Annotated in this window: 22 protein-coding genes; 10 read left to right on the top strand and 12 right to left on the bottom strand. The window is 70.8% G+C overall.

Going from position 1 to position 22,481, the window contains the following annotated elements; all coding sequences use genetic code 11:
• Positions 1-193: 193 nt before the first annotated feature.
• A complete protein-coding gene (locus ACQP0N_RS05750; RefSeq protein ID WP_433118142.1) occupies positions 194-1,744 on the bottom strand; it encodes a gluconokinase in 1,551 nt (516 codons plus the stop codon).
• Positions 1,745-1,882: 138 nt separating this feature from the next.
• On the opposite strand from ACQP0N_RS05750, the gene ACQP0N_RS05755 reads away from it, so the two are divergent.
• The 6 genes from ACQP0N_RS05755 (at position 1,883) to ACQP0N_RS05780 (ending at position 7,355) form a co-directional block, all read left to right on the top strand.
• Entirely contained in the window at positions 1,883-3,031 is a 1,149-nt protein-coding gene (locus ACQP0N_RS05755; RefSeq protein ID WP_433118144.1) for a hypothetical protein, read from the top strand.
• Between the two features lie 45 nt (positions 3,032-3,076).
• Positions 3,077-3,610: a WapI family immunity protein gene (locus tag ACQP0N_RS05760; RefSeq protein WP_433118146.1), complete on the top strand. Its 534-nt coding sequence runs from the start codon at positions 3,077-3,079 to the stop codon at positions 3,608-3,610.
• A 39-nt stretch (positions 3,611-3,649) separates the two neighbouring features.
• On the top strand, positions 3,650-4,399 hold the full coding sequence (locus ACQP0N_RS05765; protein WP_433118148.1) for a MarR family transcriptional regulator: 750 nt from the start codon (positions 3,650-3,652) through the stop codon (positions 4,397-4,399).
• A complete protein-coding gene (locus ACQP0N_RS05770; protein WP_433118149.1) occupies positions 4,396-4,794 on the top strand; it encodes a VOC family protein in 399 nt (132 codons plus the stop codon). The genes ACQP0N_RS05765 and ACQP0N_RS05770 overlap by 4 nt, the downstream gene beginning before the upstream one ends.
• Positions 4,795-4,923: 129 nt before the next feature.
• Positions 4,924-6,054 (top strand): epoxide hydrolase family protein, encoded by a 1,131-nt coding sequence (locus tag ACQP0N_RS05775; RefSeq protein ID WP_433118151.1) that lies wholly within the window; start codon positions 4,924-4,926, stop codon positions 6,052-6,054.
• Between the two features lie 137 nt (positions 6,055-6,191).
• Positions 6,192-7,355 (top strand): hypothetical protein, encoded by a 1,164-nt coding sequence (locus ACQP0N_RS05780; protein WP_433118153.1) that lies wholly within the window; start codon positions 6,192-6,194, stop codon positions 7,353-7,355.
• Positions 7,356-7,560: 205 nt separating this feature from the next.
• On the opposite strand, the gene ACQP0N_RS05785 is transcribed toward ACQP0N_RS05780, so the two are convergent.
• The 5 genes from ACQP0N_RS05785 to ACQP0N_RS05805 all read right to left on the bottom strand — a co-directional run bounded on the left by ACQP0N_RS05785 (position 7,561) and on the right by ACQP0N_RS05805 (position 14,253).
• Entirely contained in the window at positions 7,561-7,998 is a 438-nt protein-coding gene (locus ACQP0N_RS05785; protein ID WP_433118154.1) for a VOC family protein, read from the bottom strand.
• Positions 7,999-8,084: 86 nt separating this feature from the next.
• Positions 8,085-11,168 carry a DUF3427 domain-containing protein gene (locus ACQP0N_RS05790; protein WP_433118156.1) on the bottom strand — a complete coding sequence of 1,028 codons (3,084 nt, stop codon included), beginning with the start codon at positions 11,166-11,168 and terminating at the stop codon, positions 8,085-8,087.
• 54 nt (positions 11,169-11,222) lie between these two features.
• Complete coding sequence (locus ACQP0N_RS05795; protein ID WP_433118158.1) at positions 11,223-12,164, bottom strand: aminoglycoside phosphotransferase family protein; 942 nt, start codon at positions 12,162-12,164, stop codon at positions 11,223-11,225.
• Positions 12,161-13,477: a helix-turn-helix domain-containing protein gene (locus ACQP0N_RS05800; RefSeq protein WP_433118160.1), complete on the bottom strand. Its 1,317-nt coding sequence runs from the start codon at positions 13,475-13,477 to the stop codon at positions 12,161-12,163. Before ACQP0N_RS05800 ends, ACQP0N_RS05795 begins: the two co-directional genes overlap by 4 nt.
• A gap of 257 nt (positions 13,478-13,734) precedes the next feature.
• Positions 13,735-14,253 (bottom strand): flavoprotein, encoded by a 519-nt coding sequence (locus ACQP0N_RS05805; protein ID WP_433118163.1) that lies wholly within the window; start codon positions 14,251-14,253, stop codon positions 13,735-13,737.
• 215 nt (positions 14,254-14,468) lie between these two features.
• On the opposite strand from ACQP0N_RS05805, the gene ACQP0N_RS05810 reads away from it, so the two are divergent.
• On the top strand, positions 14,469-15,596 hold the full coding sequence (locus ACQP0N_RS05810; RefSeq protein WP_433118165.1) for an FAD-binding oxidoreductase: 1,128 nt from the start codon (positions 14,469-14,471) through the stop codon (positions 15,594-15,596).
• A gap of 90 nt (positions 15,597-15,686) precedes the next feature.
• Here ACQP0N_RS05810 and ACQP0N_RS05815 read toward each other — a convergent pair whose 3' ends face one another.
• The gene (locus tag ACQP0N_RS05815; protein WP_433118167.1) at positions 15,687-16,565 is read right to left on the bottom strand and encodes a cellulose binding domain-containing protein; all 879 of its coding nucleotides are present in this window, start codon (positions 16,563-16,565) and stop codon (positions 15,687-15,689) included.
• Positions 16,566-16,695: 130 nt separating this feature from the next.
• Between ACQP0N_RS05815 and ACQP0N_RS05820 the strand changes: the two genes are divergently transcribed.
• The 3 genes from ACQP0N_RS05820 to ACQP0N_RS05830 all read left to right on the top strand — a co-directional run bounded on the left by ACQP0N_RS05820 (position 16,696) and on the right by ACQP0N_RS05830 (position 18,446).
• Positions 16,696-17,043 carry a beta/gamma crystallin domain-containing protein gene (locus tag ACQP0N_RS05820; RefSeq protein ID WP_433118169.1) on the top strand — a complete coding sequence of 116 codons (348 nt, stop codon included), beginning with the start codon at positions 16,696-16,698 and terminating at the stop codon, positions 17,041-17,043.
• A 215-nt stretch (positions 17,044-17,258) separates the two neighbouring features.
• Entirely contained in the window at positions 17,259-18,164 is a 906-nt protein-coding gene (locus tag ACQP0N_RS05825; protein ID WP_433118171.1) for a hypothetical protein, read from the top strand.
• Between the two features lie 108 nt (positions 18,165-18,272).
• Positions 18,273-18,446 carry a hypothetical protein gene (locus ACQP0N_RS05830; RefSeq protein ID WP_433118173.1) on the top strand — a complete coding sequence of 58 codons (174 nt, stop codon included), beginning with the start codon at positions 18,273-18,275 and terminating at the stop codon, positions 18,444-18,446.
• 5 nt (positions 18,447-18,451) lie between these two features.
• Here the strand turns inward: ACQP0N_RS05830 and ACQP0N_RS05835 are convergent, their stop codons facing one another.
• The 5 genes from ACQP0N_RS05835 to ACQP0N_RS05855 form a co-directional block, all read right to left on the bottom strand.
• Positions 18,452-18,820 carry a DUF4180 domain-containing protein gene (locus tag ACQP0N_RS05835; protein ID WP_355051942.1) on the bottom strand — a complete coding sequence of 123 codons (369 nt, stop codon included), beginning with the start codon at positions 18,818-18,820 and terminating at the stop codon, positions 18,452-18,454.
• Positions 18,813-19,262 (bottom strand): helix-turn-helix domain-containing protein, encoded by a 450-nt coding sequence (locus tag ACQP0N_RS05840; RefSeq protein WP_433118175.1) that lies wholly within the window; start codon positions 19,260-19,262, stop codon positions 18,813-18,815. Before ACQP0N_RS05840 ends, ACQP0N_RS05835 begins: the two co-directional genes overlap by 8 nt.
• Positions 19,263-19,370: 108 nt before the next feature.
• Entirely contained in the window at positions 19,371-21,152 is a 1,782-nt protein-coding gene (locus ACQP0N_RS05845) for an FtsX-like permease family protein (RefSeq protein ID WP_433118177.1), read from the bottom strand.
• Between the two features lies 1 nt (position 21,153).
• A complete protein-coding gene (locus ACQP0N_RS05850; protein WP_433118179.1) occupies positions 21,154-21,867 on the bottom strand; it encodes an ABC transporter ATP-binding protein in 714 nt (237 codons plus the stop codon).
• A complete protein-coding gene (locus ACQP0N_RS05855; protein ID WP_433118181.1) occupies positions 21,864-22,403 on the bottom strand; it encodes a PadR family transcriptional regulator in 540 nt (179 codons plus the stop codon). Before ACQP0N_RS05855 ends, ACQP0N_RS05850 begins: the two co-directional genes overlap by 4 nt.
• Between the last annotated feature and the right edge of the window lie 78 nt (positions 22,404-22,481).

Here is a 22,481-nt window from a genome sequence, read left to right on the forward strand (position 1 = left end):
CCTCAGTGGCATCAAGATGACTCACCGGCATCACGCTCAACAGCGAGCGGCCAGCCCCGCGCCGAGCCCGCCCGCCGATCGCGCCGCCGGTCGCCGACCGCGTCGCCCGCCGATCGCGTCGCCCGCCGATCGCGTCGCCCGCCGGTCGCCGGTCGAGCCGGTCACAGGTCGAGCTGGTCGCCGGTCGCGCCGGCTACATCGGCGGTCCGGGGGTGGGCGGCTCGGCGGGCAGGCCGGGCGCCAGGCGGCGCATCGACGTGAAGGTCGGTACCAGCGCCTCGTACAGCTCGGCGAAGAGGGGCAGCAGCGCCGCGTAGGTGGCGGCGGCGGCCGGGTCGGGACGGATGGTCTCCTCCATCTGGACCAGGTCGGCGGCGACGTCGATGCTGGGGATCAGGCCCAGCGCCTGCATGCCGAGCAGCGCCGCGCCGAAGCTCGACCCCTCGCGCCCGGCGGGGAAGCTCACCGGCATGCCGAGCACGTCGGCGAGCATCTGTCGCCACAGGCCACTACGGGCGAAGCCGCCACCGGCCCGGATCTCGCGCACCTCGTTACCGGCGGCGCGGACCGAGGTGAGGACCAGTGCGAGTTGCTGGCAGACCCCCTCCATGGCGGCCCGGACGAGGTGTTCGCGGCGGTGCCCGTGGGTGAGCCCGACGTACGCGCCGCGGGGCAGGGCGCTCCAGTGTGGAGCGCGTTCGCTGTGCAGGTAGGGCAGCATGATGAGCCCGCCCGAGCCGACCGGCGCCCGGGCCGCCAGGGCGACCAGGTCCTCCTCGGGGTGCTCGCCCAAGTCCGGCGCGAGCGCGGCGCCCGCCCACTTGAGGACAATGCCGCCGTTGTTGATCGCGCCACCGACCGCCCAGCGGTTCTCGGTCAGCGCGTAGCAGAACACTCCGCCCAGCGGGTCGACGCCGGGGCGCTCGACCATGACCCGCATCGCGCCGCTGGTGCCGATCGAGCAGGCGACCATGCCGGGGTGCACCGCGCCCAGGCCCAGGTTGGCCAACGGCCCGTCGCCCGCCCCGACCACCACGGGCGTGCGCTGCGGCACGCCGATGGCTTCGGCGGCCCGCGCGGTGAGGCCGGGCAGGACGGCGGTGGTGGCGACCAGTCGAGGCAACTGCTCCTCGGTGACGCCGGCGATGGTCAGCGCCTCGGCGTCCCACTCGAGGGTGTGGATGTCCATCAGGCCGGTGGCCGAGGCTATCGAGTGGTCGGTGACCAGTTCTCCGCAGAGTCGCAACAGCACCCAGTCCTTGATGCCGACCCAGTGCGTGACGCGTTCGAAGAGCTTGGGTTCCTGCTCGGCGAACCAGAGCAGCTTGGGCAGGGGCGACATCGGGTGCATGGGCGTACCCGTGCGCCGGTGCAGCGCCAGCCCGGACGGCACCGCCCGCAGCCGCTCGGCCTGCCGGGTGGCCCGGGAATCGGCCCAGGTCACCGACGGCGTGAGCGGGTTGCCGGCGCCGTCGAGGCCGATGAGGCTGTGCATGGCGGAGCAGAACGCGAGGCCGGAGATCGGCGCGGCCAACTCGGCCACCACGGTCCGGAGCGACTCGACGACGGCGGCGAGGATCACGTCCGGGTTCTGCTCGGCGTAACCGGGGTGCGGGTCGTCGAGGGGATAGCCGACGGAGTGGCTGGCGATCAGCCGCCCGTCGGTGTCGTACGCCATGGTCTTGGTGCTCGTGGTGCCGATGTCGATCCCGATCACCACACCGGGCGGGGTGTCTGGCGGCATGACCGTCAGTATCGCCCTATCGTCCGGGTTGGTCCGCCGTTCGGGTAGTTCGCCCGTCCTGGCGTGTCCCGGCCGGCCGTCACAACTGTTAATCCGAGTGCACCCCAGATTGGTGGCCTACGCGGCGAAGGAGTCGGCGTGGCAAAGACTGATTCGACGGGTTCCACATGGCGGTACCGCTGGGCGCAGCGGCAGAACGTGCGGCGGATCAGCACGTACCGCGGCGCGGAGACGGCCTGGCGGCGACGCGACGACGAGTTACGGCGGCTGCGCGCCCTGGCCGCCGACTTCCACGGTTCCGCCGCGGCCGGCGCGGGCCTTCCACTCGAACTCCTCGACGACGAGGTGGTGCTGTGGGCGCTGCCCGCCGCGCAACTGGTCGAGGTGCGACACACGGCCGTGCTGCCCGCGCCGGACCTGACGGTCGCCGTGCCGGCCGCGCCGCTGCGTCCGCGCCGACCCGACGGCGTCCGCGTCACCGACGCCGGCATGGCCGTCATCACCAGCCGTCGGTTGGTGCTGCTGGGCGGGCGCGGTCGGCGCGACTGGGCGTACGGCCGGATCACCGGGCTGGCCCACGACCCGGTGGGGCCGGTCACCCTGATCCAGGTGCTGGACCGACGTCGTACCTCCGGACTGTTGCTCCCCACCGACGCGGCGGCGGACTTCCGGTTCAAGCTGACGCTGGCCTTCGCCGACTCGATCGAGCAGCGTGCCGCGGTGCTCGCCCAGCTCGACGAGTTGATCGCGGAGCACGACCAGCTCATGCCGTTCCGGCCGGCGGTGGCCACCCCGGCGCAGGCCCGACTCTCCGCGCTCGTGCCCGGCGGTCGCCGGTCCATCGCGGTGGCGGCGGCGGTCGCGCTGCTCGTACCGGCGGCGCTCTTCGAATCGAACCCGTCGGACCCGACCGGGGGCGCGGAGGTCGCCGTGGCGGCCACGCCGGCACCGGCCGCCAGCGCGCCTCCCGCGCTGCTGCGGCCGGCGGTCCCGCCGCCCGCGCCCAGCAGCACGCCCAAGCGCAAGCCGTCGCCACGTCCGTCGCCGAGCGCGACGTCCGGGCCGCGCTGCGGGGCGCCGGAGAACCCCCTGGGGTACGACTTCTGCGGCGGGACGCGGATTCGCCGGCCCGCCGTCGAGGTGTGCGACTGGTTCGACTGCGTGCCGCAGTTCTGGGCGGGCCGGGGCTACCTCGTGCAGTGCCGGGACGGCTCGGTCAGCCTCGCGGGTGGCCGGGCGGGCGCGTGTGCCGAGCACCGGGGCGTCCGGCGGACCGTCACGAAGTAGCGCGTTTTGACCCGAACGCTCGTTCAGGTCAGTCAGAATGATCGAGTGGAGATCCGTTCCGACGACGGTGCCCGGGTGCGGATCCGCCCGGTCGGCTACCAGCCTGGCATCGACCCGCCCGACGACCCCGAGCTGGCGACGCCGGGCTGGCAGGACTGGCTGCTCATCGAGGTGGACGCCCGCACCGCCGATGGTCAGCTCTGGTCGCACCACTACCCGAGCCTGCTCGTCGAGGAGGCCCGCGCGCTGGGCAGTTGGCTGCACGGCCAGGCGGCGGCGGCCGGTGGTCCGAACCCGCCACCGGCGATGGTCCGCTTCACCGAACCCAACCTGGCACTGCGTACCCGGGTGATCCGTCGACGTCGGCTGGAACTGATCGTCGAGTTCTCCGCCGAGTCGCTGCCCCCGTGGATGCGCCGGCCGGCCACCGCCATCTACCCGCTGGTGCTCACCGTCTCCGCCGACGCCCTCGCCGTCGCCGCCGCCCAGTGGGTCGGGCACTGCGAGGCGTACCCGCCGCGTACGCGATCGCGGTTTCCGGCCGACGACCCGCTGCTGCGCTGGCGCCGCGTGGGCTGATCTCTATTGCATCAAATCAGTTTGATGTAATCTGCGGGAGTGACGTCGTCCGGCACCAGCGCGCCACCGGGGTTCGTGACCGCCGCCGGGCACCCCGTGCGGTGGGGTCTGCTCAACGAACTGGCCCGCGGTGACCTCGCCGTGCATGAGCTGACCGCACGTCTCGGCCAGCCGCAGAGCCTCGTCTCGTACCACCTCGGCAAGCTCCGTAGGGCCGCCCTCGTGACCGCCCGGCGCAGCAGCGCCGACGGGCGGGACACCTACTACTCGCTCGACCTGGCCACCTGCGCGGGCCTGCTGTCGGGTGCTGGCGCGGCCCTGCATCCCGGGCTGCGGCTCGCCACGCCGTCGCCGGCCACCCCGGTGACCGGACGGGTGTTGTTCCTGTGCACCGGCAACAGCGCCCGCTCGCAGATGGCCGAGGCGCTGCTGCGGCAACGCACCGCCGGTGCCGTGCAGGCGTACAGCGCCGGGAGCCGACCGAAGCCCGTCCACCCGCACGCGGTGACCGTCATGTCGGCGCGCGGCATCGACCTGCGCTCGGCCCGACCCACACACCTCGACGAGTTCACCGGCCAACCGTTCGACGCCGTGATCACCCTCTGCGACCGGGTCAAGGAGGTCTGCCCCGACTTCCCCGGATGCCCGCGCAGTGCGCACTGGAGCATTCCGGACCCGGCCGCGGACCCCGACGGGCTCCCCGCGTTCGAACGGGTCGCCGACGACCTCGCCCAGCGGATCGACTTCCTGCTGCACACGCTCGCCATCCCAGGAGAGAGGGCATCATGACCAGCCCCATCGATGACAGCACGGTCAGCGTGCGCTACCTCGTCGACGACGTGGCCGCCGCGATCGACTTCTACACCGTCCACCTCGGCTTCACCTCGGCCAGCGCCTTCCTGCCCGCAATCGCCGACGTACGGCGCGGCAACCTGCGGCTGCTGCTCTCCGGTCCGGCCAGCTCGGCGGGCCGGGCCCTGTCCGACGGCCGCCGTCCCCAGCCGGGCGGCTGGAACCGCATCCACCTGATCGTCGCCGACATCGACGCCGAGGTTGCCCGGCTGCGGGCGGCCGGCGTCGCGTTGCGCAGCGACGTGGTCAGCGGCCCGGGCGGCCGGCAGATCGTCCTGGACGACCCCTCCGGCAACCCGGTCGAGCTGTTCGAGCCCGCTCAGGTACGGTGATCCCCGTCAGCGACGAGAAGGAGGTGAGCCCCGTGAACACCCGTTGTCACGCCTGGGCGCCCTTCTCGTCCGTCCCCCTCAGCTGACGCCTTCGGGTCGGGGAGTGCGCCCTCCCTTATCGGAGGATCAATGTCTGTCTCCCCGTTCCGCATCGACGTGTCCGATGCGGTCCTCGATGACCTGCGGACTCGACTGGCCCGCACCCGCTTCACCGACCGCAGCGGCCACCGACCGTGGCAGGGCGGCGTCGATCCCGACTACCTGCGGGACCTGGTGTCCTACTGGCACGACGAGTTCGACTGGCGTGCCCGGGAGGCCGCGCTCAACGCGTACCCCCAGTATCTGACGCTCATCGGCGGCCGGAAGCTGCACTTCGTGCACGTCCGCGCGGACCGTCCGGCGGGTACGCCCGCACCGCCGCCGTTGCTCCTGAGCCACGGCTGGCCCAGCAGCTTCGTCGAGATGCTGTCCCTGGTCGACCGGCTGACCAGCCCGCTCGGGGGCGCGTTCGACGTGGTGGTGCCGTCCCTGCCCGGCTTCGGCTACTCGGAGCTGCCCGACGAGCCGCTGACCCGGGCGGTCCTCGCCCGGACGCTGCACGAGTTGATGACCGACGTGCTCGGCTACGAGCGCTACGGTGCCTTCGGCGGCGACGTCGGCGGGGTCGTCACCGGTTGGCTCGGTGCCCGGTATCCGGAGCGGGTGGCCGGCATCCACATGATCCATCCACCGTTCCCGGCCAGCTTCGACGACCGACCGCTGTCGGCGGCCGAGCAGGCGTTCCTGGACGCCGAGGCCGCGTACGACGAGACCGACGGCGGCTACAGCGCCATCATGGGCACCCGTCCGGACACCCTGGCAGCGGCGCTCGCCGACTCACCCGCCGGGCTGGCCGCGTGGATCGTCGACAAGTATCGGGACTGGAGCGACAACCACGGTGACCTGGCGAACAGCATCGACCGGGACACCCTGCTCACCATCATCACGCTGTACTGGGTGACGGGCACGATCGGCTCGTCGTTCCGGCAGTACGCCGACTTCGACCACAACACGCCGCGACCCGACATCACCGTGCCCGCCGCGTTCACGGTGAGCACCGAACCCTCGCAGGCGAACTTCCCCCGTTCGATCGCCGAGCGGGCCTGCACCGACATCCGGCACTGGAGCGAACCGGGCCGGGGCGGGCACTTCATGCCGCTGGAGGAACCGGACCTGCTCGCCGCTGAGCTGAGGGAGTTCTTCACCTCGCTGCGCTCGTAGGGCTGCCCCGGCGGCTGCTCCGGTCCATCGGAGCAGCCGTCGGTGTCCGTCAATTCTCTCCTTTCGGGCGCAACGGGAGACATCGAATCGATCGGCGTTGCCTGTCACGTACGTGAGCGGTTGTACCGCGTGTGACCGTGACCGCACTGGCACCTTCCTCATGGCGGCTCGCCTGGGCCGAGCGCGAGAACGAGCGGCGTCGCCGCGCGTACCGCGACGCCACCGACGCCTGGCAGCGCCGCGACGACCACCTGGTCCGGCTCCGCATCGAAGCCGCCAGCTTCATCGGGTGTACGCAACCCCGCGCCGGACTGCCCGTCGACCTCGACGTCGACGAAGTCGTCTTCCGCGTCCTTCCCGTCGCCACGCTTGTCGAGGCCGAGGCGCGACACATCCCCGGGCTACCCACACCGGGCTCGTGTTCCTTCGCTGAGCCGTCTTCCGAGGCGCTGCCGCCGGGCCTGCGGGCGGTCGACACCGGCATGGCCGTGGTGACCAGCCGACGGGTGGCCTTCGCCGGCCGCGAGCACCGGCGTGAGTGGCGGTACGCGGACCGGCTCGGCGTCGCCCACCACCCGGACGTACCCGTCACCCTGCTGCACGACGATAGTCGGCTCTCCGGGCTGCGGGTCCCGGCGAGCGCCGCCGTGAACGTCCGCTTCTACCTCACCCTCGCGGCGGCCTCGGCCGCTGGGGATCGTCTCGCGGTTGTCGGACAGCTCGACGCACTGCTGGCCGCGCACCAGGCATCCCCGCCCGTGCCGCTGCCGACGGTCGGGCCCTCCGACGCGCCGCTGACGGCGGTACGCCCCGACCGCCGTGCGCTCGCCGTAGCCGCCGTCGCCACGGTGGTGTTCGCGACGCTGGGCCCCGGCGCGGTGGGCCCGTCGCCGGCCGGTCCGATGCGACGTGCCGAGGCGGCCACGATCGTGCGGGACCCGGCACTTCGTGAATCCGGCCTGCCGCCCGCCACGTCCGCTCTTGTGGTCGAGCCGGCGCGACCTCCGGCAGTCGGCCCGCAACGCCCCGCGCCGAACCCGCCCGTGCCCACGGTGCCAGCCACGACACCAGCCGCCGAAGCCGCCCGCGCGACGTCGCCGACCGTCGCGGCCGCGCCGTCCGTGTCGCCCGCCGCGTCTGTCGACCCGTCGCCGTCACCGTCGGTCGAGGTGGCGCAGGAGCCCTCGATCGCTCCCACCCCGACGTCCGAGGCGATGCCGACGCCCGCGACGACGCCGACGGGGAGCCCACCGCGACGCCGTCGCCCGCGCCGACCACGACGCCCGACCCCGCGCTGCTGACGGCCTGTCTGGATTCGCTGCTGCCGCTGGTGGAACGGCTGCTCTGCCCGCCGACCGCGCCGTGACCCCTCGGGGACGCGCCGCGTGATCGCCGTGCCGTGTGTGCCGTGCGCAGGGCCTTGGCTCGACTCGACGATGCCGATCGAGATCTTGGACAGTTTCCGTCAGCAGCTAACGGAAACTGTCCAAGATCTCACGGTCGAGGTCAGGTCGCGGTACCGAAGTCGGGGAGGGTGAGGGTGCCGTCCGGGCCCAACGTGAAGCCGGGATTCCAGGCGATCTCCCAGACGTGGCCGTCCGGATCGCTGAAGTAACCGGCGTACCCGCCGTAGAACGTCTCCCGCGCCGGCTGGGTCACCTCGGCACCGGCCTCGGCGGCGGTCGCGATCACCTCGTCGACCTCGGCCCGTGAGCGCACGTTCTGGGCCAGGGAGATCCCGCCGAAACCGCCGGTGTCCGGGTTGGGCACGCCCGCGTCGGCGGCCAGCTTGTCGCGGCTCCACAGGACGAGGGCCAGGCCGCCGGCCTGGAAGAAGACCGTCCCCTCGACCTCCTGGCCACGCCAGCCGAGGTGCTCATAGAAGGCCTTGGCGCGCGCCAGGTCCGAGACGCCGAGGGTGATCAGACTGATCCGCTGCTCCATCTCCGTAACCTAACGCGTGATCATCAAACGCATGCGGAGCAGCGGCATGCTAGGCGAGAGGGTCGCCTCTCGCTTGGTTCAACAGGTTATGCCGCGATTGCTCGGGCAGCGGCGTAGACGTCGGCGGGTAGGGCGTGACGGAGTCGCCAGAGAATCCGCATCGGCCGGTCACCGGTGTGCGACTCGTACGTCATGGTGCCGGCGTAGAGGTACGGCGGTGCTCCCAGGTCGCGGTCGGCGACCCGGGTCTCCCGTACGAACAGGTGCACGGCCGAGGTGCCAGACGTGTAGCGCTGTCCGGTCGCCGAGGCCGCCGAGGTGGTGCTCTGCGACTCCCACTGGAACAGCGTGTCGGTGATGGCGCGGTCGGCGTACATGGTGGTGGGGGAGTAGTGCGCTTCAGACTTGACGAGGGTGACGAAGAACAGGTCGGCCTGGGCGTCCGGTAGCCACTTCACCCCCTCGCGCAGGGAGCCCGGATTGGGCATTCCGAAGGCGGCGCACGCCTCGTTGCGGCTGTACCGGGCGTGCACCCGCAGCGGCACCGCCCCCGCGGCGAGCGCGGGCGTGACCCGGTGGATGCGGTCCCGCAGCACTTCTGCGACCTGTTGTAGCTCGGCGCAGCGTGCCGGCTCCTTCCACAGTCGTGCCAGCCGCTCTTCGCGCATGGCGAGGGGCGCGGAAGGCCCCCAGAGACTGAAGTGCAGCATGTCGAGCAGGCGGCTGCTGCCCGCGTACACCTGCTGACCTGGCGCGGGCGGTCCGGCCGCGACCTGGGTCAGCAGTTCGAGCCGGTCGGTGCCGTCGGTGTGCAGCATGCGACCGATGGCGCGGCCCAGCTCGCGGTCGTCTTCGCCGGGCGCGGACGTCTCGATGCCGGCGAGGCGACGCAGACCGGTCCAGCCACCGAGGCTGGCCGACCGGTACACGTCCTCGATCTCCAGGCCGGTCTCCCGCAGGAACGTGGCCAGGCTGACGTCCCCCAGGTGCCGCAGCTCGGACACCAACCCAGCCTTGGAGGTGGGCAACGCCGACTTCAGGTTGGCGAGCACCTTCTCCTTGGCCACCCGGTCCAGCTCGACGTGGCAACCACTCGGCAGGCTCGGGAAATCGTCTCGGACCGCCTCGGTGATGGCCCGTCGACTCACCCCGGTCAGCGCACGCCAGCGCAGGTCGAAGCGGAAGTTGGCGTTCTGGCCGCCGATGAAGTCGAGCACGGTCAGGCAGGGCTTGTCGTCGTCAAGACGCAGACCACGGCCGAGCTGCTGCAGGAAGATCGTGGCGCTCTCGGTGGGCCGGAGCATGAGGATCGTGTCGACCATCGGCAGGTCGACGCCCTCGTTGAACAGGTCCACGGTGAAGAGCACCCGCAGCTTGCCGGCCTTGAAGTCCCGCAGCAGCCCCGCCCGGTCGGTGCCGGGCCGGGACGTTACGGCCGCCGACGCCACACCGTGCTGGTTGAACCAGTCGGCCATGAACTCGGCGTGCCTGATGCTCACGCAGAACCCGAGTGCCCGCATCCGCCCGACGTCCACCTTGTCGCGGACCGCGTGCAGCACCAGCCGTGCCCGGGCATGGTCGGCGGTGTAGAGGGTGGTGAGTTCGGCAAGGTCGTAACCCTGGCCGCGTTTCCAGGTGACCTGCGACAGATCGACGTCGTCGTGCAGCCCGAAATACTGGAACGGCGCCAACAACTGCCGCTCCAACGCGTCCCACAGATGCAGCTCAACGGCCGCGCGCCCGTCGAACCACCGGCGCACGTCGCCGCCGTCGGCCCGGTCGGGGGTCGCGGTCAGTCCGAGGAGTACGCGGGGACGCAGCCGCTCCAAAAGCCGGGTGTACGTGGGCGCTTCAGCGTGGTGGAACTCGTCCACGATCACCATGTCGTACGCCTCGGGATCGACCTCCCGCCGGTGCAGCGACTGGATGGAGGCGAAGACGTGCTTCCAACCGTTCGGCTTCTCGCCCGCGACAAGTGTCTCGCCGAAGCTGCCGTCGCCCATGACCTGCCGGAACGTGGACAGGCTCTGCCGCAGAATCTGCTCCTGATGCGCGACGAAGAGCAGCGAGTCCGCTCGCTTCGCCCTGTGCAGCCGGCGGTAGTCCAGGGCAGCGACGACGGTCTTGCCGGTGCCCGTCGCCATCACCACCAGATTGCGCCAACGCCCGTGCACCAGACGCTCGGCGTCCAGGTCGGCAAGGATCTCTGCCTGGTACGGGTACGGGCGCACGTCCAGGTTCGAGATCTCGGTGGGTGCCTGGTCACGGCGTTCCCCGCTCAACGCATGCCGAAGCCGCTCGGCGTCCCTGGCCGCGTCGTACGCCTCGAACGCCGGGTCGTTCCAGTAGTCCTCGAACGTCGCCGTGAACGTGTCGATGACGTGCGGCTGCTCCATGTTCGAGATGCGCACGTTCCACTCGACGCCGTCCACCAACGCGGTCTTCGACAGGTTCGACGAGCCGACGTACGCGGTGGTGGTGCCGTTCTTGCGGCGGAACAGCCAAGCCTTGGCGTGCAGGCGGGTGGTTCGCGTCTCGTAGGACACCTTGACCTCGGCGCCCAGCTGCTTGAGCCGGTCGAGCGCTCGCTGATCGGTCGCGCCGAGGTAGGTGGTGGTGATGACCCGGACCTTGCCGCCTCGGTCGATCAGGTCGCGAATCGCTGGCTCAACGATGCGCAGGCCGTACCACTTGATGAACGCGCAGAGCAGATCGACGCTCTCGGCCGATGCCATCTCGTGGTTGACCTCGTGGCCGATGCGGGGCTGGTGACGGCCGTTGACCAGCAGCGCTCCGGTGGAGAGGGGAGTGGTGGGGCGCTGCGGGAATGCTGGTAGCGCCGGTGGTGTGGGCGGGGCGGCGATGGCGTGGAGCAGGTGCTTGGCGTCGGTGACCTGGTCCTGTTCCGTTGCAGCCTTGGGGCTCAGGGTGGTGATGGCGTCAGCTATCTGGTTCGCCATTGCGATCTGGTGGTGGAGCTTGTCGTCACCGTTGGGGACGGACTGGAGGGCTCGGGCGGCCAGGGTGGCGATGTGCCGGGCGAGGGCGGTATGCGCGTCAGCTGGGTCGAGGTTGTGGTGCTGGATAAGGGCGGGGTCGACGTGCTGGAGGCGATCAGCCAGCTCACGGGTGATCAGGTGCTCGTACACACCCCGCTCAAGATCCGTCATTCAGGCAATCTAATCGGTCGTAGCGCTTCGAGACCGCCCCTGGTTCATGTCTCTTTACGTGTGTCGGCTCGTCGACAGACGCGTTTGACCACGGCTTGAAGTGAGATCGGCGAATGGCTTCCAACGGGCTTGGGTTTCACCGTCTCGCACTGATTGGAGGCGGTCCGCGAACTCGCCCGCCACCTCGGGCGAGTTGCCAATGAGTGGTGCTGCGGCAGCGATCATCTTCAGCTCACGGGCTTCTCGCAAGACTGGCCATGACTGGTCCGAGGTCACGTCGTATCCATATGCGGCGGCCAACCCTTCGTGGAGGCCTGTGCCTCCGAACCGCGCCTCGCCTACCGCCACCGCTGCCAGGTCAACCTGCCACGGCCCAATGCAGGTGGCATCGAAGTCACACATCACCGTCCGGCCCGATGTCTCCCGCAGCAGGTTGCCGACATGCGCATCTCCGTGGACGAGCTTCGGCCCTTCCCGGTCGTTGAGCGCAACCAGTTGCGGCTCCAAACGATCGCACCACTTCACGAGAAAGTCGCGGTCGTGCGGATCGAGACATTCGGCGTCGGCCAGGCGTCGTCGGGCGTCGCCGACAGGATCCCAAGCCGGGAGTGCGATGGGCGTCGGGTCCAGAGCATGGAACTCGCGCAACGCAAGGCCGAGGTCCTCCACCGTCGGAGCAAATGGCGACGGCTGAACGTAGGACCAGATTGAGGCGACGAATTCGCCGACTCGCATGGGCTGCTCGACATCGGGCGCGAGCCGGATCGTCGGTGCGTCGATCCGAGCAAACCAATGCCCAAGCTGGACTACCTTGGTCACCCGGTCAAGGAGCTGGTGGGTTCGCGCGATCCGGATGACGATTCCGGATCGGGGCAACGCGAACACGGCGTTGTTGGTCAATTGCAGCAATTGTGCAGAATCGGCAGAAACGCCAAGGGCAGCGGCGATGTTTCGCATTGCCGCCGTCATTGCCTCCTCGGAGAACCGCCCGCTCATGCGGCCAGCGCAGCCCTGGCGGCGACCACCCGCTCGAACGCGGCCACCTCCGGAAGCTCCCGGTGTCGAACGAGATCGCGACGCAGGTTCACCACCCGATCGAGTACCCGTTGTGAGCTCATCGCCTGTGCCTGCTTCAGCACGCGCGCCCCGACGGCGAGCGCCTGTTTGGGCTCATCGGCCAGGAACAGTGCGCTGCACAGTCCGACCTCATTGAGCACGGCGCTGCGCACGTTCCCCGCGCCAAAGGCCGCGATGGAATCCCTGCCCCAGCGCACCGCCTCCGACGCGTGCCTACGGTCTCTCCGTGCCATGTCCCGGTACACCCGCCCGTACTGGGCAAGCAACTCGCCGCGGTCGTAGAAGCCCATCCAGGCCGGCTCACGCTCCTTGTCGATGCGGTCGAATTGGTCGCTCGCCTTGCCGAGGGTTCTCAAGGCGGTCTGATGGTCTCCGAGCGCCGCGACCGAGGCCGCCTGAGCGCCCCAGAGCAGGGCTTTGGCCGCTGGTGTGGCATGCGATCCGAGCTGCGCGTAGGTGAGTTGCAGTGTCGCGAGGGCATCCCGGTTGTGCCGTAGGTGTTGGAGCTGCTTGGCCTGCGCGTACCGAATCATCGCGACCAGAGGGGCGTTATCAGCAGTTAATGCGGCCCGCTCACCGGCGACGAAATGCCGCTGCGCGTCGCCGTGTCGCCCAGCGTCGAGCGCGGTCCAGCCGGCCAGTTGCCGGGCTGTCGCCACCGCTGCGATGAGGGATGGTGTGACTTCGGCCGGGTGCGACCAATCAAGCATCCGGTATACCGATTCGGCGAACCGGGCCACCTCCCCATACAGCAGCCCACCCCCAGTTTCGCGGTCCACCGACCGGTACAGCTCCAGCACGGCGTTCAGCCTCGCGATATCCGCCGTGCCGATCCGTCGAGGCTGGACAAATTCGTTGCTGCCGAGCAGGCCCGCGCCCGCAGCGACAGCGGCGATACCGGCCAACAGAGCCCGCCGACCCTCGTCTGGCCCAGCACAGTGTGGATTGGTTGAGGCGCGAGCAAGTTCGGGTCGCTCGACCGACCGCTGAGTCTGACCAGGGAGGGCGAACCAGAGGCAGGAGGCCGGTATCCCGAGAAGCTTCGCCCAGTGCGCCAGCCTGTCCAGATGCACGAGCGGCGGGCCGTTCTCCACCCGACTCAACTGCGCCTGCGTGATCCCCAGCCACCCCGCCACCACGCTCTGCGGCAACGCGACCCGCCCGTGGTACGGATGGCAGCGGTACGCCCGGATCACCCGCCCCAGATGCCGCTCGGCCAGTGCGAGTCGCACCGGCTGGTGGTCCCAGAAGCTCGCCGGTACCACCGGCGGCGCGCTGAGCCGGTCCCGCTCGGCGGCCTGGCACGGCGTGCACCGTCCGGTGTCGTTGTCCCGGGCCAGTCGTCCGCCGCACCGAGGGCAGTTCGCGTGTGTCACCGGCGGCTCCGTCCGTCTCGCCTCATCGAGCCTATCCATTGAACACGCTGCGTGGAGCACTGGTATACGCGCGACGCATATCGCCAATGGACCGCCCAATAAGCGGCGACCGTTCAGGACGGGCGTACCGCCCGCAGCGCCTCGACGACCACGCCCCAACGTCCCGGCCCGTTCACCGAGTTCAGCGGCTTTCCGTCCGCCATCCTCACGCCGGCAGCGCGCAGGACCGCCAGGTGACCCGCATAGGCGGGATGCGCGGCCAACTCCTCCTTGGTGTGCGGGAACGCGATGATCGGCAGCCCCGCGCCCAGCGACTCGTTGAGGACGCCGAGCGCCAACGTGTCGTTGATGCCCAACGCCCACTTGGTCACCGTGTTGAACGTGACCGGGGCGGCCACCACCACATCGGCGGGCGGGTGGGGCTCGGGGTCGCCGGGCATCCGCCACTCCACGCGTACCAGATAGCCGGTTTTTTCTTGTAACGCCGCTCGATCGAGCCATGGCGCGGCGGTCGGGCTGACGATCATGCAGACCCGCCAGCCGTCGGCGATCAGGAGGTCGACCAGCTCGTCGACATTTTCCGCCGGACCCGCGGCGCAGACGACCAGGTACAGCACCGGGTGTTCCGTCATGCCCGCAGTCTGCCCGATTCGAGGGTCGGAGCGTGGAGCGCATACCGATCGTGTATGCCGTTGACGATCACCGTGACATGCCGTTGTGCCTGGTCAGGCGCGACAGTCGACGCATGGCCCGGGGCGGGTGTTCGGCACCGGAACTGCGCCGGCCCTCAACGGCGCAGCTCCTCCCGCCCCGGTGCCAGCCCACGATTCAACGAATTGGAGCCGGTATGCCCACCGTGATCGACGACGACCACCCGGCCCGCGTGAGCCTGGCCGCCGCCTGGGAGTCGGTCGACGTGCGGGCCGCCGCCGACTTCTGGTGCACGGTCGAAGACCGCCGTACCGGGCTGCTCCCACACCGCGACGCGCCGCTGTTCTTCACCGCGCTGGGCCGCCTCCTGGTCGGCGGCGACGACCCGGCGAATCGGGCGGCGCTGCTCCAGGTGCTCGGCCACGCGTACCGTCACCTCGACCTGCTCCCGCACGCCAGCACCATCGGCGACGCGTTGCTCGCGACAGTGGCCCGCCATGCCCAGCCGGTGTGGACGCCGCAGCTCACCGTCGTCGCCGAGCGCGCCCTGTGCCGCGCCACGCAGGCCATCCGCCGCGCCGCCGCCCTCGCTGGCGACGGCCGGGCCTGGTGGCACGTCGAGGTGATCGGGCACGATCGGCCGTCGCCCGACATCGCCATCCTGACGGTACGTCCCTTGCGGCGACTGCCGTTGCAGCCAGGTCACGCCGTGCCGGTCTGCACGCCGCGTCTGCCGGGGCACTGGCGCTGGCTGTCGCCGGCCAACGCCCCACGCGCAGACGGCACCGTCGAGCTGCACGTCCGCGCCGTACCCGCCGGCACCGTCTCCCACCGCCTGGTTCATCGGGTACGCCCCGGTGAGCTGCTCTGGCTCGGCCCACCCGTCGACACCGGGCTGAGTCTCGACCCGGCGGGCACCAACGATCTGCTGCTCGTCGCCGGTGGTACCGGGTTGGCGCCGCTGCGCGCCCTGGTGGAGCAGGTCGCCGCCGCACCGGACGGTCGGCGGGTGACGCTTGTCGTCGGCGCGCGTACGTTCACCGACCTGTACGACGCGGTCGCCCTCGACAAGCTTCAGTGCGCCCACGACTGGCTGACGATCGTGCCGGCCCTCTCCGACGACCCCTGCGCCGAGCCGGACGAGCAGGGCGACGCCCTGACCATCGCCCTCGACCATCACCGGCCCGGCCAGGACATCTACGTCTGCGGCCCACCCGCGATGGTGGCCGACGCCCGGGCGCGGCTGCTGGCCCTCGGCATACCGAACGCCGGGGTCCACATGCCCCAGAGCTTCGGCCGGGCCGTGTGGTCCCTGAGTGGGTGATGCCGGTGAGTCATCAAGATGACGCACAGGCATCAGGCCCGTCAGGTCGGGGCCGACCGGCGCCGCCTGCGGACAGGCCTCCCGCGCGTGTCAGGTGTTCGTGTCGCCGAACTCGCGTACCCCGTCGACGTCGAGCGTGATCCGCCCGTTCTCGGTCCACTGCCCGGTGGCGGCGAGCCAGCTCGGGTCGTCGCGCTCGTCGATGTCACTCCAACTGTGCCGGTGGTGCCGCAGCTGGATCGGCCCGGTCGACTGGCCCGGCGCGAGCGTACCGTCGGTGAAGGTCAGCTCCACCCAGCCGGGGACGGCAGTGCCCGGCTGGGGATTGGGCGGCGCCGGCGTCGAGAGCCCGGCCGGCCCGCCTGGGGGGACGAAGAACTGCACGGTCTGCCGGATCCTTTGGCAACCCAGCGCGGCCCAGTCGCAGTTCGGCACCAGCGAGGTGTTGCCGCCCTCGAAGCGCAGGTGGTAGCGCACCCGCACCGTGCTCAGGTCCAGCGGCGCGGTGCCGGTGTTGGTGACCTTCAGGAGGTGCTGGATCTGGTTGTTCGTCGGTGACCAGTCGAGGTTGAGGTAGCTGACCGTCGCGCGACCGCTGGCGGTGCGCACGGTCGTCGTGAGCGAGGTGTCGGAGTAGCCGCCGAGCGCGCGGGCGGCAACCGCGATCCGGTACGTCGTGCCGGGTGCCAGGTCGGTGAGAGTGATCGTGGTGTCCGTGGTGGAGCCGAGGAAACGGTACGTGTTGGGCCCCAGCGGCACCTGCACCTCGTAGTTGATCGGCTGCTCCGCCCCGGGCTCGACCCAGGCGGAGGGCGCCCAGCTGAGCGTGAGCCGATGCGGCTCGTTGGCGATCACGGTCGGAGTGCCGGGGGTGCTGATGGCCGGGCCGTCGGCACGGGCCGCGCCGACGGCGAGCAGGCTCGCCAGCGCGGCAAGGGCGATGGCGGCGGTGACGCGGCGAGCGGGCATGGCCGAATGGTAACCGCCATTCATCAAAACCAATAAATGTCTCCCTCGGAGGTGAACCGCCGGGTCGTCCCGGGCGTAGTGGTGGCGCGCACGACACCACTCCCACCGGAACAGAAAGGACCCCGCGTAGATGAAGACGCGCGTCAAGAAGATCGCCCTCGGTGCGGTGGCGGGCCTCGCCCTGACCATCGCGCTCCCGGCCAGCCCCGCCCTCGCCATCAACTCGGTCAGCTGTGGCACCCGGACGGACTTCCTCAAGCTCGACATCACGCTCGGCACCGTCGGCATGGCCAGGTGCTTCGCCAGTCGGGGCGTCACGGCCGTGAACATCGGCGGCGTCCACCACTACACCTCGGGCAACAACAAGGTGACTGTCAACTACGAGGCCGGCGGCCAGTACCACACGAGCACTGTCGACAAGTGGTACGGAGTGGACTTCGGCCGCACGGTAAGGGTGTACGAGGTGCGGATCTGGTGACCACTGGCCGGCCACACCGGCCGCGTCCGTGATCGAGGGGCGTCCTCACCGCACGTCAGCGCGGCAGAGGGCACCCCTCATGGTCCGTTACGCGACGTAGTCGGCTTGGAGATAATGCCTGGTCAGGTGGCTACCTAGCGTGAACCCGTCATCACGAACGGCCTCGACGTCGGCGTCGCACTGCCGCCCCGTCCGGCCTCAGACGGGAGAAACACATGCGTACTCAGAACACGACCCGCCGGTTCGACGCTCGCGCGTCCGTACCCGTGCTCATTCTTCTCGCGACCGGGGCGGTGCTCGCCCCGGCGAGCCCGGCGTCCGCCGCGGTCCCCGGCCTGGTGCGGGTCGCCGCGACAAGCGTCAGCGACTCGGCCGACTTCCACAGCGTCACCGCGACGTGCCCGGCCGGCAAGGTGCTGACCGGCACCGGCTACGAACTCAACGGCGTCACCGGCGAAGGTGTCGTCGACGACCTGCGCCCCAACGGCGGTGTCGCCACGGCACCGACAGCGGTCACCGTGGGCGCCTACGAGACCGAGGCGTTCGCGGGGAACTGGTCGGTGACGGCGTACGCGATCTGCGCCAACCCGCTGCCCGGCCTGGTCCGGGTCACCACGGCCGGCGTCAGCAACTCGGCCGACTACCGCAGCGTCACGGCGACGTGCCCGGTCGGGAAGGTGCTTACCGGCACCGGTTATGAATTGAACGGCGTCACCGGCGAAGGTGTCGTCGACGACTTCCGCCCCAACGGCGGTGTCGCCACGGCACCCACAGCGGTCACCGTCGGCGCGTACGAGTCGGACGCCACGGCCCTGAACTGGTCCGCTACCGCGTACGCGATTTGCGCCAACCCCCTCGCGGGCCTGGTGCGTGCCTCCACGGTGGGTGCCAGCACCTCGGCCGACTTCCGCAGCGTCACGGCGACCTGCCCGGTTGGGAAGGTGCTGACCGGTGCCGGCTACGAACTGAACGGTGTGACCGGCGAGGGCATCGTTGACGACTTCCGTCCCAACGGCGGCCCCGCGACCGCCCCGACGTCCGCCGCGTCCGGCGCGTACGAGGAGGACGCCTTCGCCGGCAACTGGTCCGACACGGCGTACGCCATCTGCGCCACGCCGTAACGCCGACGTGCGGTGGCCGTCCCGAAGCCAGGGGCGGCCATCGGCCGTGTTCGTTCCCCCGATATGGCGTCAGCGGGCTGTCGTCGGTGTGGCTCGGCCATAGCGTCATTGATCCTCGACCGTGTGGTGGCCGGCCAACTCCCCGCCGAGGCGGGTGTCGGCCGCCGCAACGGGTGGTCGTCCGAGGAGTGGCTCGCCTACCTGCGCTGGGCGGCCGAGGCGGCTCGGGTCAGGGGGGTGGAGCCGGACGCGGTGGAGATGGCGGTCCGGCCCGACCGGTGAGCTGGCTATCGGGCGGCGCGCAGTCGATCGTCGAGGGCGTCGAGGTCCGGCACGAACCAGATCTGCTCGCCCCGGTTCGACTCGTGTACGAGAGCGCGCAGCGCCGAACTTCCCGCGAGTTGCGTCGAGATGTCGCCGACCACGGCGAGCCGCAGCCGGTAGTTGACGAACTTCTGCATCACGTCACCGGCGAAGCGGGTGCCGAGCGAGAAGAAACGGTCGTCGAGCCGGTGGGCCGGCACGGCCACCACCTGGGCGCCGAGGAAGGCCGCGCCGATCAGGTCCAGCGCGTCCTGCTCGGTGGCGATCGGCGGCCCGGCCGGGTCGCAGACCAGCACCGGCACTCCGGCGCGCTGCTGCATCTCGTCAGGCATCGGGGACCTCCCGGTCGAGCAGGCCGTTGTCGGCGGTGAGGACGGCGTCGAGCAGGTGGAGCAATTCGGCGGTGCCGGCGGGATCACCGATGATGATGATCTTCAGACGGTGTCGCTGGTCGTCGTAGATGGTCTGCACGCGCAGTGGCCGGGTCGGGTCGTGCCCGGTGTTGGCGCTGGCGAGCACGAGCGTGCCGAGCCGGTCGGCGGCGGCCCGGTCGACACCGTCGATCTGCACGATGCTCGACACCTCGGCGTGCCCGGCCACGACGGCGGCGGGCGGCCGTCCGGTGAGCGCGTCGAGATCGCTGGCGGCGATCCGATACTGCTTGCCGATCCGGACGGCGCGCAGCCGGCCGGAGCGGATGTAGCCGCGCACCGTTCGCACATGCAGGCCGAGCCGGTCGGCGACCTGTTCAACCGAGTACATGTCTTCCGTCATCGTTCCTCATCCTACCCTGATAGGGAAGGATGAGGACTAATAGGGGTGGCCGCAGCAGCGTGACTGGAATCAGCGTCAGGTGGTGACCGGCCATCGGCCGTGGTCAGGTCACCCCGCGGACCGGATGGTGTCCGCGACCGGGCGGCGTGCCGCGGCGACGGCGGGAATGGCGGTGACCATGGCGACCGCGAAAAGTACTCCGAACGCCGTGGTGAGCGTCCAGGCAGCGGGTGGGTATCGCTCGCCATCGAAGAACAGGTAGAGGCCGATGCCTAACGGGATCCCGAGCGCGACGCCGGGCACGGCGGGGAGGAGTTGTGCCACGGCCAGGCCCAAGCCGGTCTGGGCGGGGGTCGCGCCGAGCGCGCGGGCGACCGCCAGCGGTTGCCGGGTGTCGAGGACCGCCGTCCACGTGCTCACGATGGTGTTGAGCAGCGCGAGGAAACAGGCCATCCCGGCGACGATCAGCATGGCCTGGAGGGTTCGTTCGTTGCGGGGGTCGGGGAGTTCCGCGTAGCCGAGATTCAGCGGATCGTCGTCCTGCGCCAGGATCGTGAGGACGGCGGCCAGGGCGGCCGTGGTGATCAGGGTGTTCACGGTGACGAGCCGGGCGCGGTGTGCCCGCCGCGCGTTGATGCGTACGCCGATCAGGAGGGCGGTGGGCAGCCGGCGCGACAGCCAGATGGCCCAGCGTCGACGGCGCGGTGGCGTGGGCGCGTCGGCCAACGCGTGCACGGTGGTGGTGACGGCGGCGCGGAGCACCGGTGCCAGGGTCGCCGCGACGGCGATCGAGAGGGCGAGCGCGGTGCTGGCGATCACCACGCGCAGCGGCGGGCTCATGACGCCGACGCCGACGAATCCGGCGCTGGTGCGGAACAGCAGAGGTGCCGCGACCCAGCCGGCGGCCAGGCCGGCCCCGGCGGCCGCGAGCCCGATCACGAGGTATTCGGCCAGGTGGACGGCGGCGATCACGGCGGGCCCGGCGCCGACGGCCTTGAGCAGCCCCACCCGGCGGCGGCGGGCGATGACGCGGCCCGCGACGATACCCGCGACGCCGATCACCGCGAGGCCGGTCAGCAGCCAACTGCCGACCACCAGGGCCGTCTCGGCCTGGCCGTTCTGGCGACCACTGCTGTCGGCGATGTCCCGCGCCGAGCGGAAGCTCCAGCCGCGGTAGTAGGGATTGCTGCCCGAGGGGTCGACGACGCCGGCGCCGACCTCCGGGTCGGCCAGTTTGAGGTTCAGCGTGTACGACAGCGGCTGGTCCCCGGCGATGGTGGCGATGTCACGACGATCGACCCAGACCAGGCCGCCCTTCTCCACCAGGTTCGAGCCCGGCAGGTGCCAGTGGACCTGCGGGTACACCGGCCGGGCGGCGGTCACCGCGAATCCGGTCACGTGCAGGGGGTGGCCGCCGACGCTGACCGTCTCGCCGAGGTGTATGCCGAGCGCGTCGGCGAAGGTGCGCTCGACGACCACGCCGTCGGGGCGTACCCAGGTGCCGTCGGTCACGGCCGGTCGGTTGACCGCGGCCGGCGTGCCGTCGCGGCCCTCGACGATGACCCGGACGGTTGTGTCGCGGGCGGTCAGCGCCAGGAAGGCCAATGGATACGGTCCGCTGTGGTCGGTGACGCCGGGCAGGGTGGTCAGTGGCGCGAGCGCGTCCAGGGCCCGCGGACCGGGGAAACCCGTCTCCACCACGAGGTCCGGGCCTGCGGTGGCGTCCCGGGTCCGCTCGTACGGGCGGGTCACGAGTTCGTTGAGTGTGAGGCCGAGGGTGAGTGTCGCGGTCGCCGCGGTGATGGCGACCAGCAGCAGCACGGTCTCTGTCCGGTGCCGACGCAGGTCCCGCACCAGCAGTCGCCACACGAGCAGCAGGCGGCCCGCCACGTCAGCGCACCCCGCCGTGGACGCCGGCGAGCATGCTGTCGTCGGCGAACGCCCCATCACGCATGGAGATCACCCGGTCGGCGACCGCCGCGATGCGGGCGTCGTGCGTGACCACCACGAGGGCCTGCCCGGCGCTGCGCAGGTCCTCGAAGAGCCGCAGCACCTCCAGGGTCGCGGCGCTGTCGAGGTTGCCGGTGGGTTCGTCGGCCAACACGACCTGCGGCTCGTTGCTCAACGCGCGGGCGATGGCGACGCGTTGACGCTGACCGCCGGACAGCGCCGAGGGCAGGTGCGTGGCGCGGTCGGCCAGCCCCACCTGGTCGAGCAGGTGCAGGGCGCGTCGGCGGGCGCGGCCGGGCGACCGACCGGCCAGCAGCGCGGCCATCTCGACGTTCTCCACGGCGGTGAGTTCGTCCATGAGGTGGAAGGACTGGAAGACGAGACCGATGTGGTCGCGCCGCAGCCGCGCCAGGGCGCGCTCGCTCATCGTGTCGATCCGGTGGTCGGCCAGCCACACCTCGCCGTCGGTGGGACGCTGGAGGCCGCCGAGCAGGTGCAGCAGGGTCGACTTGCCGCATCCGCTGGGGCCCATGATCGCCACCGCCTGGCCGGCGGGCACGTCCAGGTCCACCTCGTCGACCGCGCGGACCAGCGCGTTGTCCCAGCCGTACCACCTGCTCAGCCCGCGTGCCCGCAGCGCCAACGACCCGTTCATGCCCCCGCCTTCCGTTCCGCGCGACCGCGCTCGGTCCACATGCGCTCGCACGCCTCCAGCCAGTCCAGGTCAGCCCGCAGCCGCAACACGACGCCCTCCAGCAGCAATCCGGCGACCGGATCCACCGACCGCTCCAACGCCGCCCGTTGGGCGTCGCGCAGCCTGCGCAGCACCTCGCGCCGCTGGGCGTCCACCAACGCGACCGGATCGGCAAGCCGGGCAGCCGCAGCGGCCACCAGCTTCAGGTGAAACTCCGCGAGGTCCGGCTTCGGCCAGCTCACCTCGATCAGCCAGCCGGCGACCCGCTGCTGTCCGGCGGGCGTCAACGCGTAGACCCGGCGATCCGGCCGATCCGGCAGGCCGTCGGCCCGCTCGGAGGTGACCAGGCCGGCCTTCGCCAACCGGGCCAGCGTCACGTAGATCTGCCCCGCGTTCATCGTCTCGCCGAGAGAGCCGAGCGCGCCGCGCATCCGGTTGCGCAGCTCGTACCCGTGCGCCGGCTCCTTGGCCAGCATGGCCAGCACCACGTCCTGCACTCCGGCACGCTCCTTGAGATAGACCGCTAATAGATAACCGCTAGCTATGGCACTGTCAAATCTCGACGCTCAGCGTCG

It is taken from the genome of Micromonospora sp. CA-246542, assembly GCF_050942905.1.
Taxonomy (GTDB): Bacteria; Actinomycetota; Actinomycetes; order Mycobacteriales; family Micromonosporaceae; genus Micromonospora.

Coding starts and splice junctions, on each gene's coding strand:
- ACQP0N_RS05750 (WP_433118142.1), bottom strand. CDS start 1,744: ATGCCGCCAGACACCCCGCCCGGTGTGGTGATCGGGATCGACATCGGC.
- ACQP0N_RS05770 (WP_433118149.1), top strand. CDS start 4,396: ATGACCAGCCCCATCGATGACAGCACGGTCAGCGTGCGCTACCTCGTC.
- ACQP0N_RS05775 (WP_433118151.1), top strand. CDS start 4,924: ATGTCTGTCTCCCCGTTCCGCATCGACGTGTCCGATGCGGTCCTCGAT.
- ACQP0N_RS05785 (WP_433118154.1), bottom strand. CDS start 7,998: ATGGAGCAGCGGATCAGTCTGATCACCCTCGGCGTCTCGGACCTGGCG.
- ACQP0N_RS05790 (WP_433118156.1), bottom strand. CDS start 11,168: ATGACGGATCTTGAGCGGGGTGTGTACGAGCACCTGATCACCCGTGAG.
- ACQP0N_RS05795 (WP_433118158.1), bottom strand. CDS start 12,164: ATGAGCGGGCGGTTCTCCGAGGAGGCAATGACGGCGGCAATGCGAAAC.
- ACQP0N_RS05805 (WP_433118163.1), bottom strand. CDS start 14,253: ATGACGGAACACCCGGTGCTGTACCTGGTCGTCTGCGCCGCGGGTCCG.
- ACQP0N_RS05810 (WP_433118165.1), top strand. CDS start 14,469: ATGCCCACCGTGATCGACGACGACCACCCGGCCCGCGTGAGCCTGGCC.
- ACQP0N_RS05815 (WP_433118167.1), bottom strand. CDS start 16,565: ATGCCCGCTCGCCGCGTCACCGCCGCCATCGCCCTTGCCGCGCTGGCG.
- ACQP0N_RS05820 (WP_433118169.1), top strand. CDS start 16,696: ATGAAGACGCGCGTCAAGAAGATCGCCCTCGGTGCGGTGGCGGGCCTC.
- ACQP0N_RS05825 (WP_433118171.1), top strand. CDS start 17,259: ATGCGTACTCAGAACACGACCCGCCGGTTCGACGCTCGCGCGTCCGTA.
- ACQP0N_RS05835 (WP_355051942.1), bottom strand. CDS start 18,820: ATGCCTGACGAGATGCAGCAGCGCGCCGGAGTGCCGGTGCTGGTCTGC.
- ACQP0N_RS05840 (WP_433118175.1), bottom strand. CDS start 19,262: ATGACGGAAGACATGTACTCGGTTGAACAGGTCGCCGACCGGCTCGGC.
- ACQP0N_RS05850 (WP_433118179.1), bottom strand. CDS start 21,867: ATGAACGGGTCGTTGGCGCTGCGGGCACGCGGGCTGAGCAGGTGGTAC.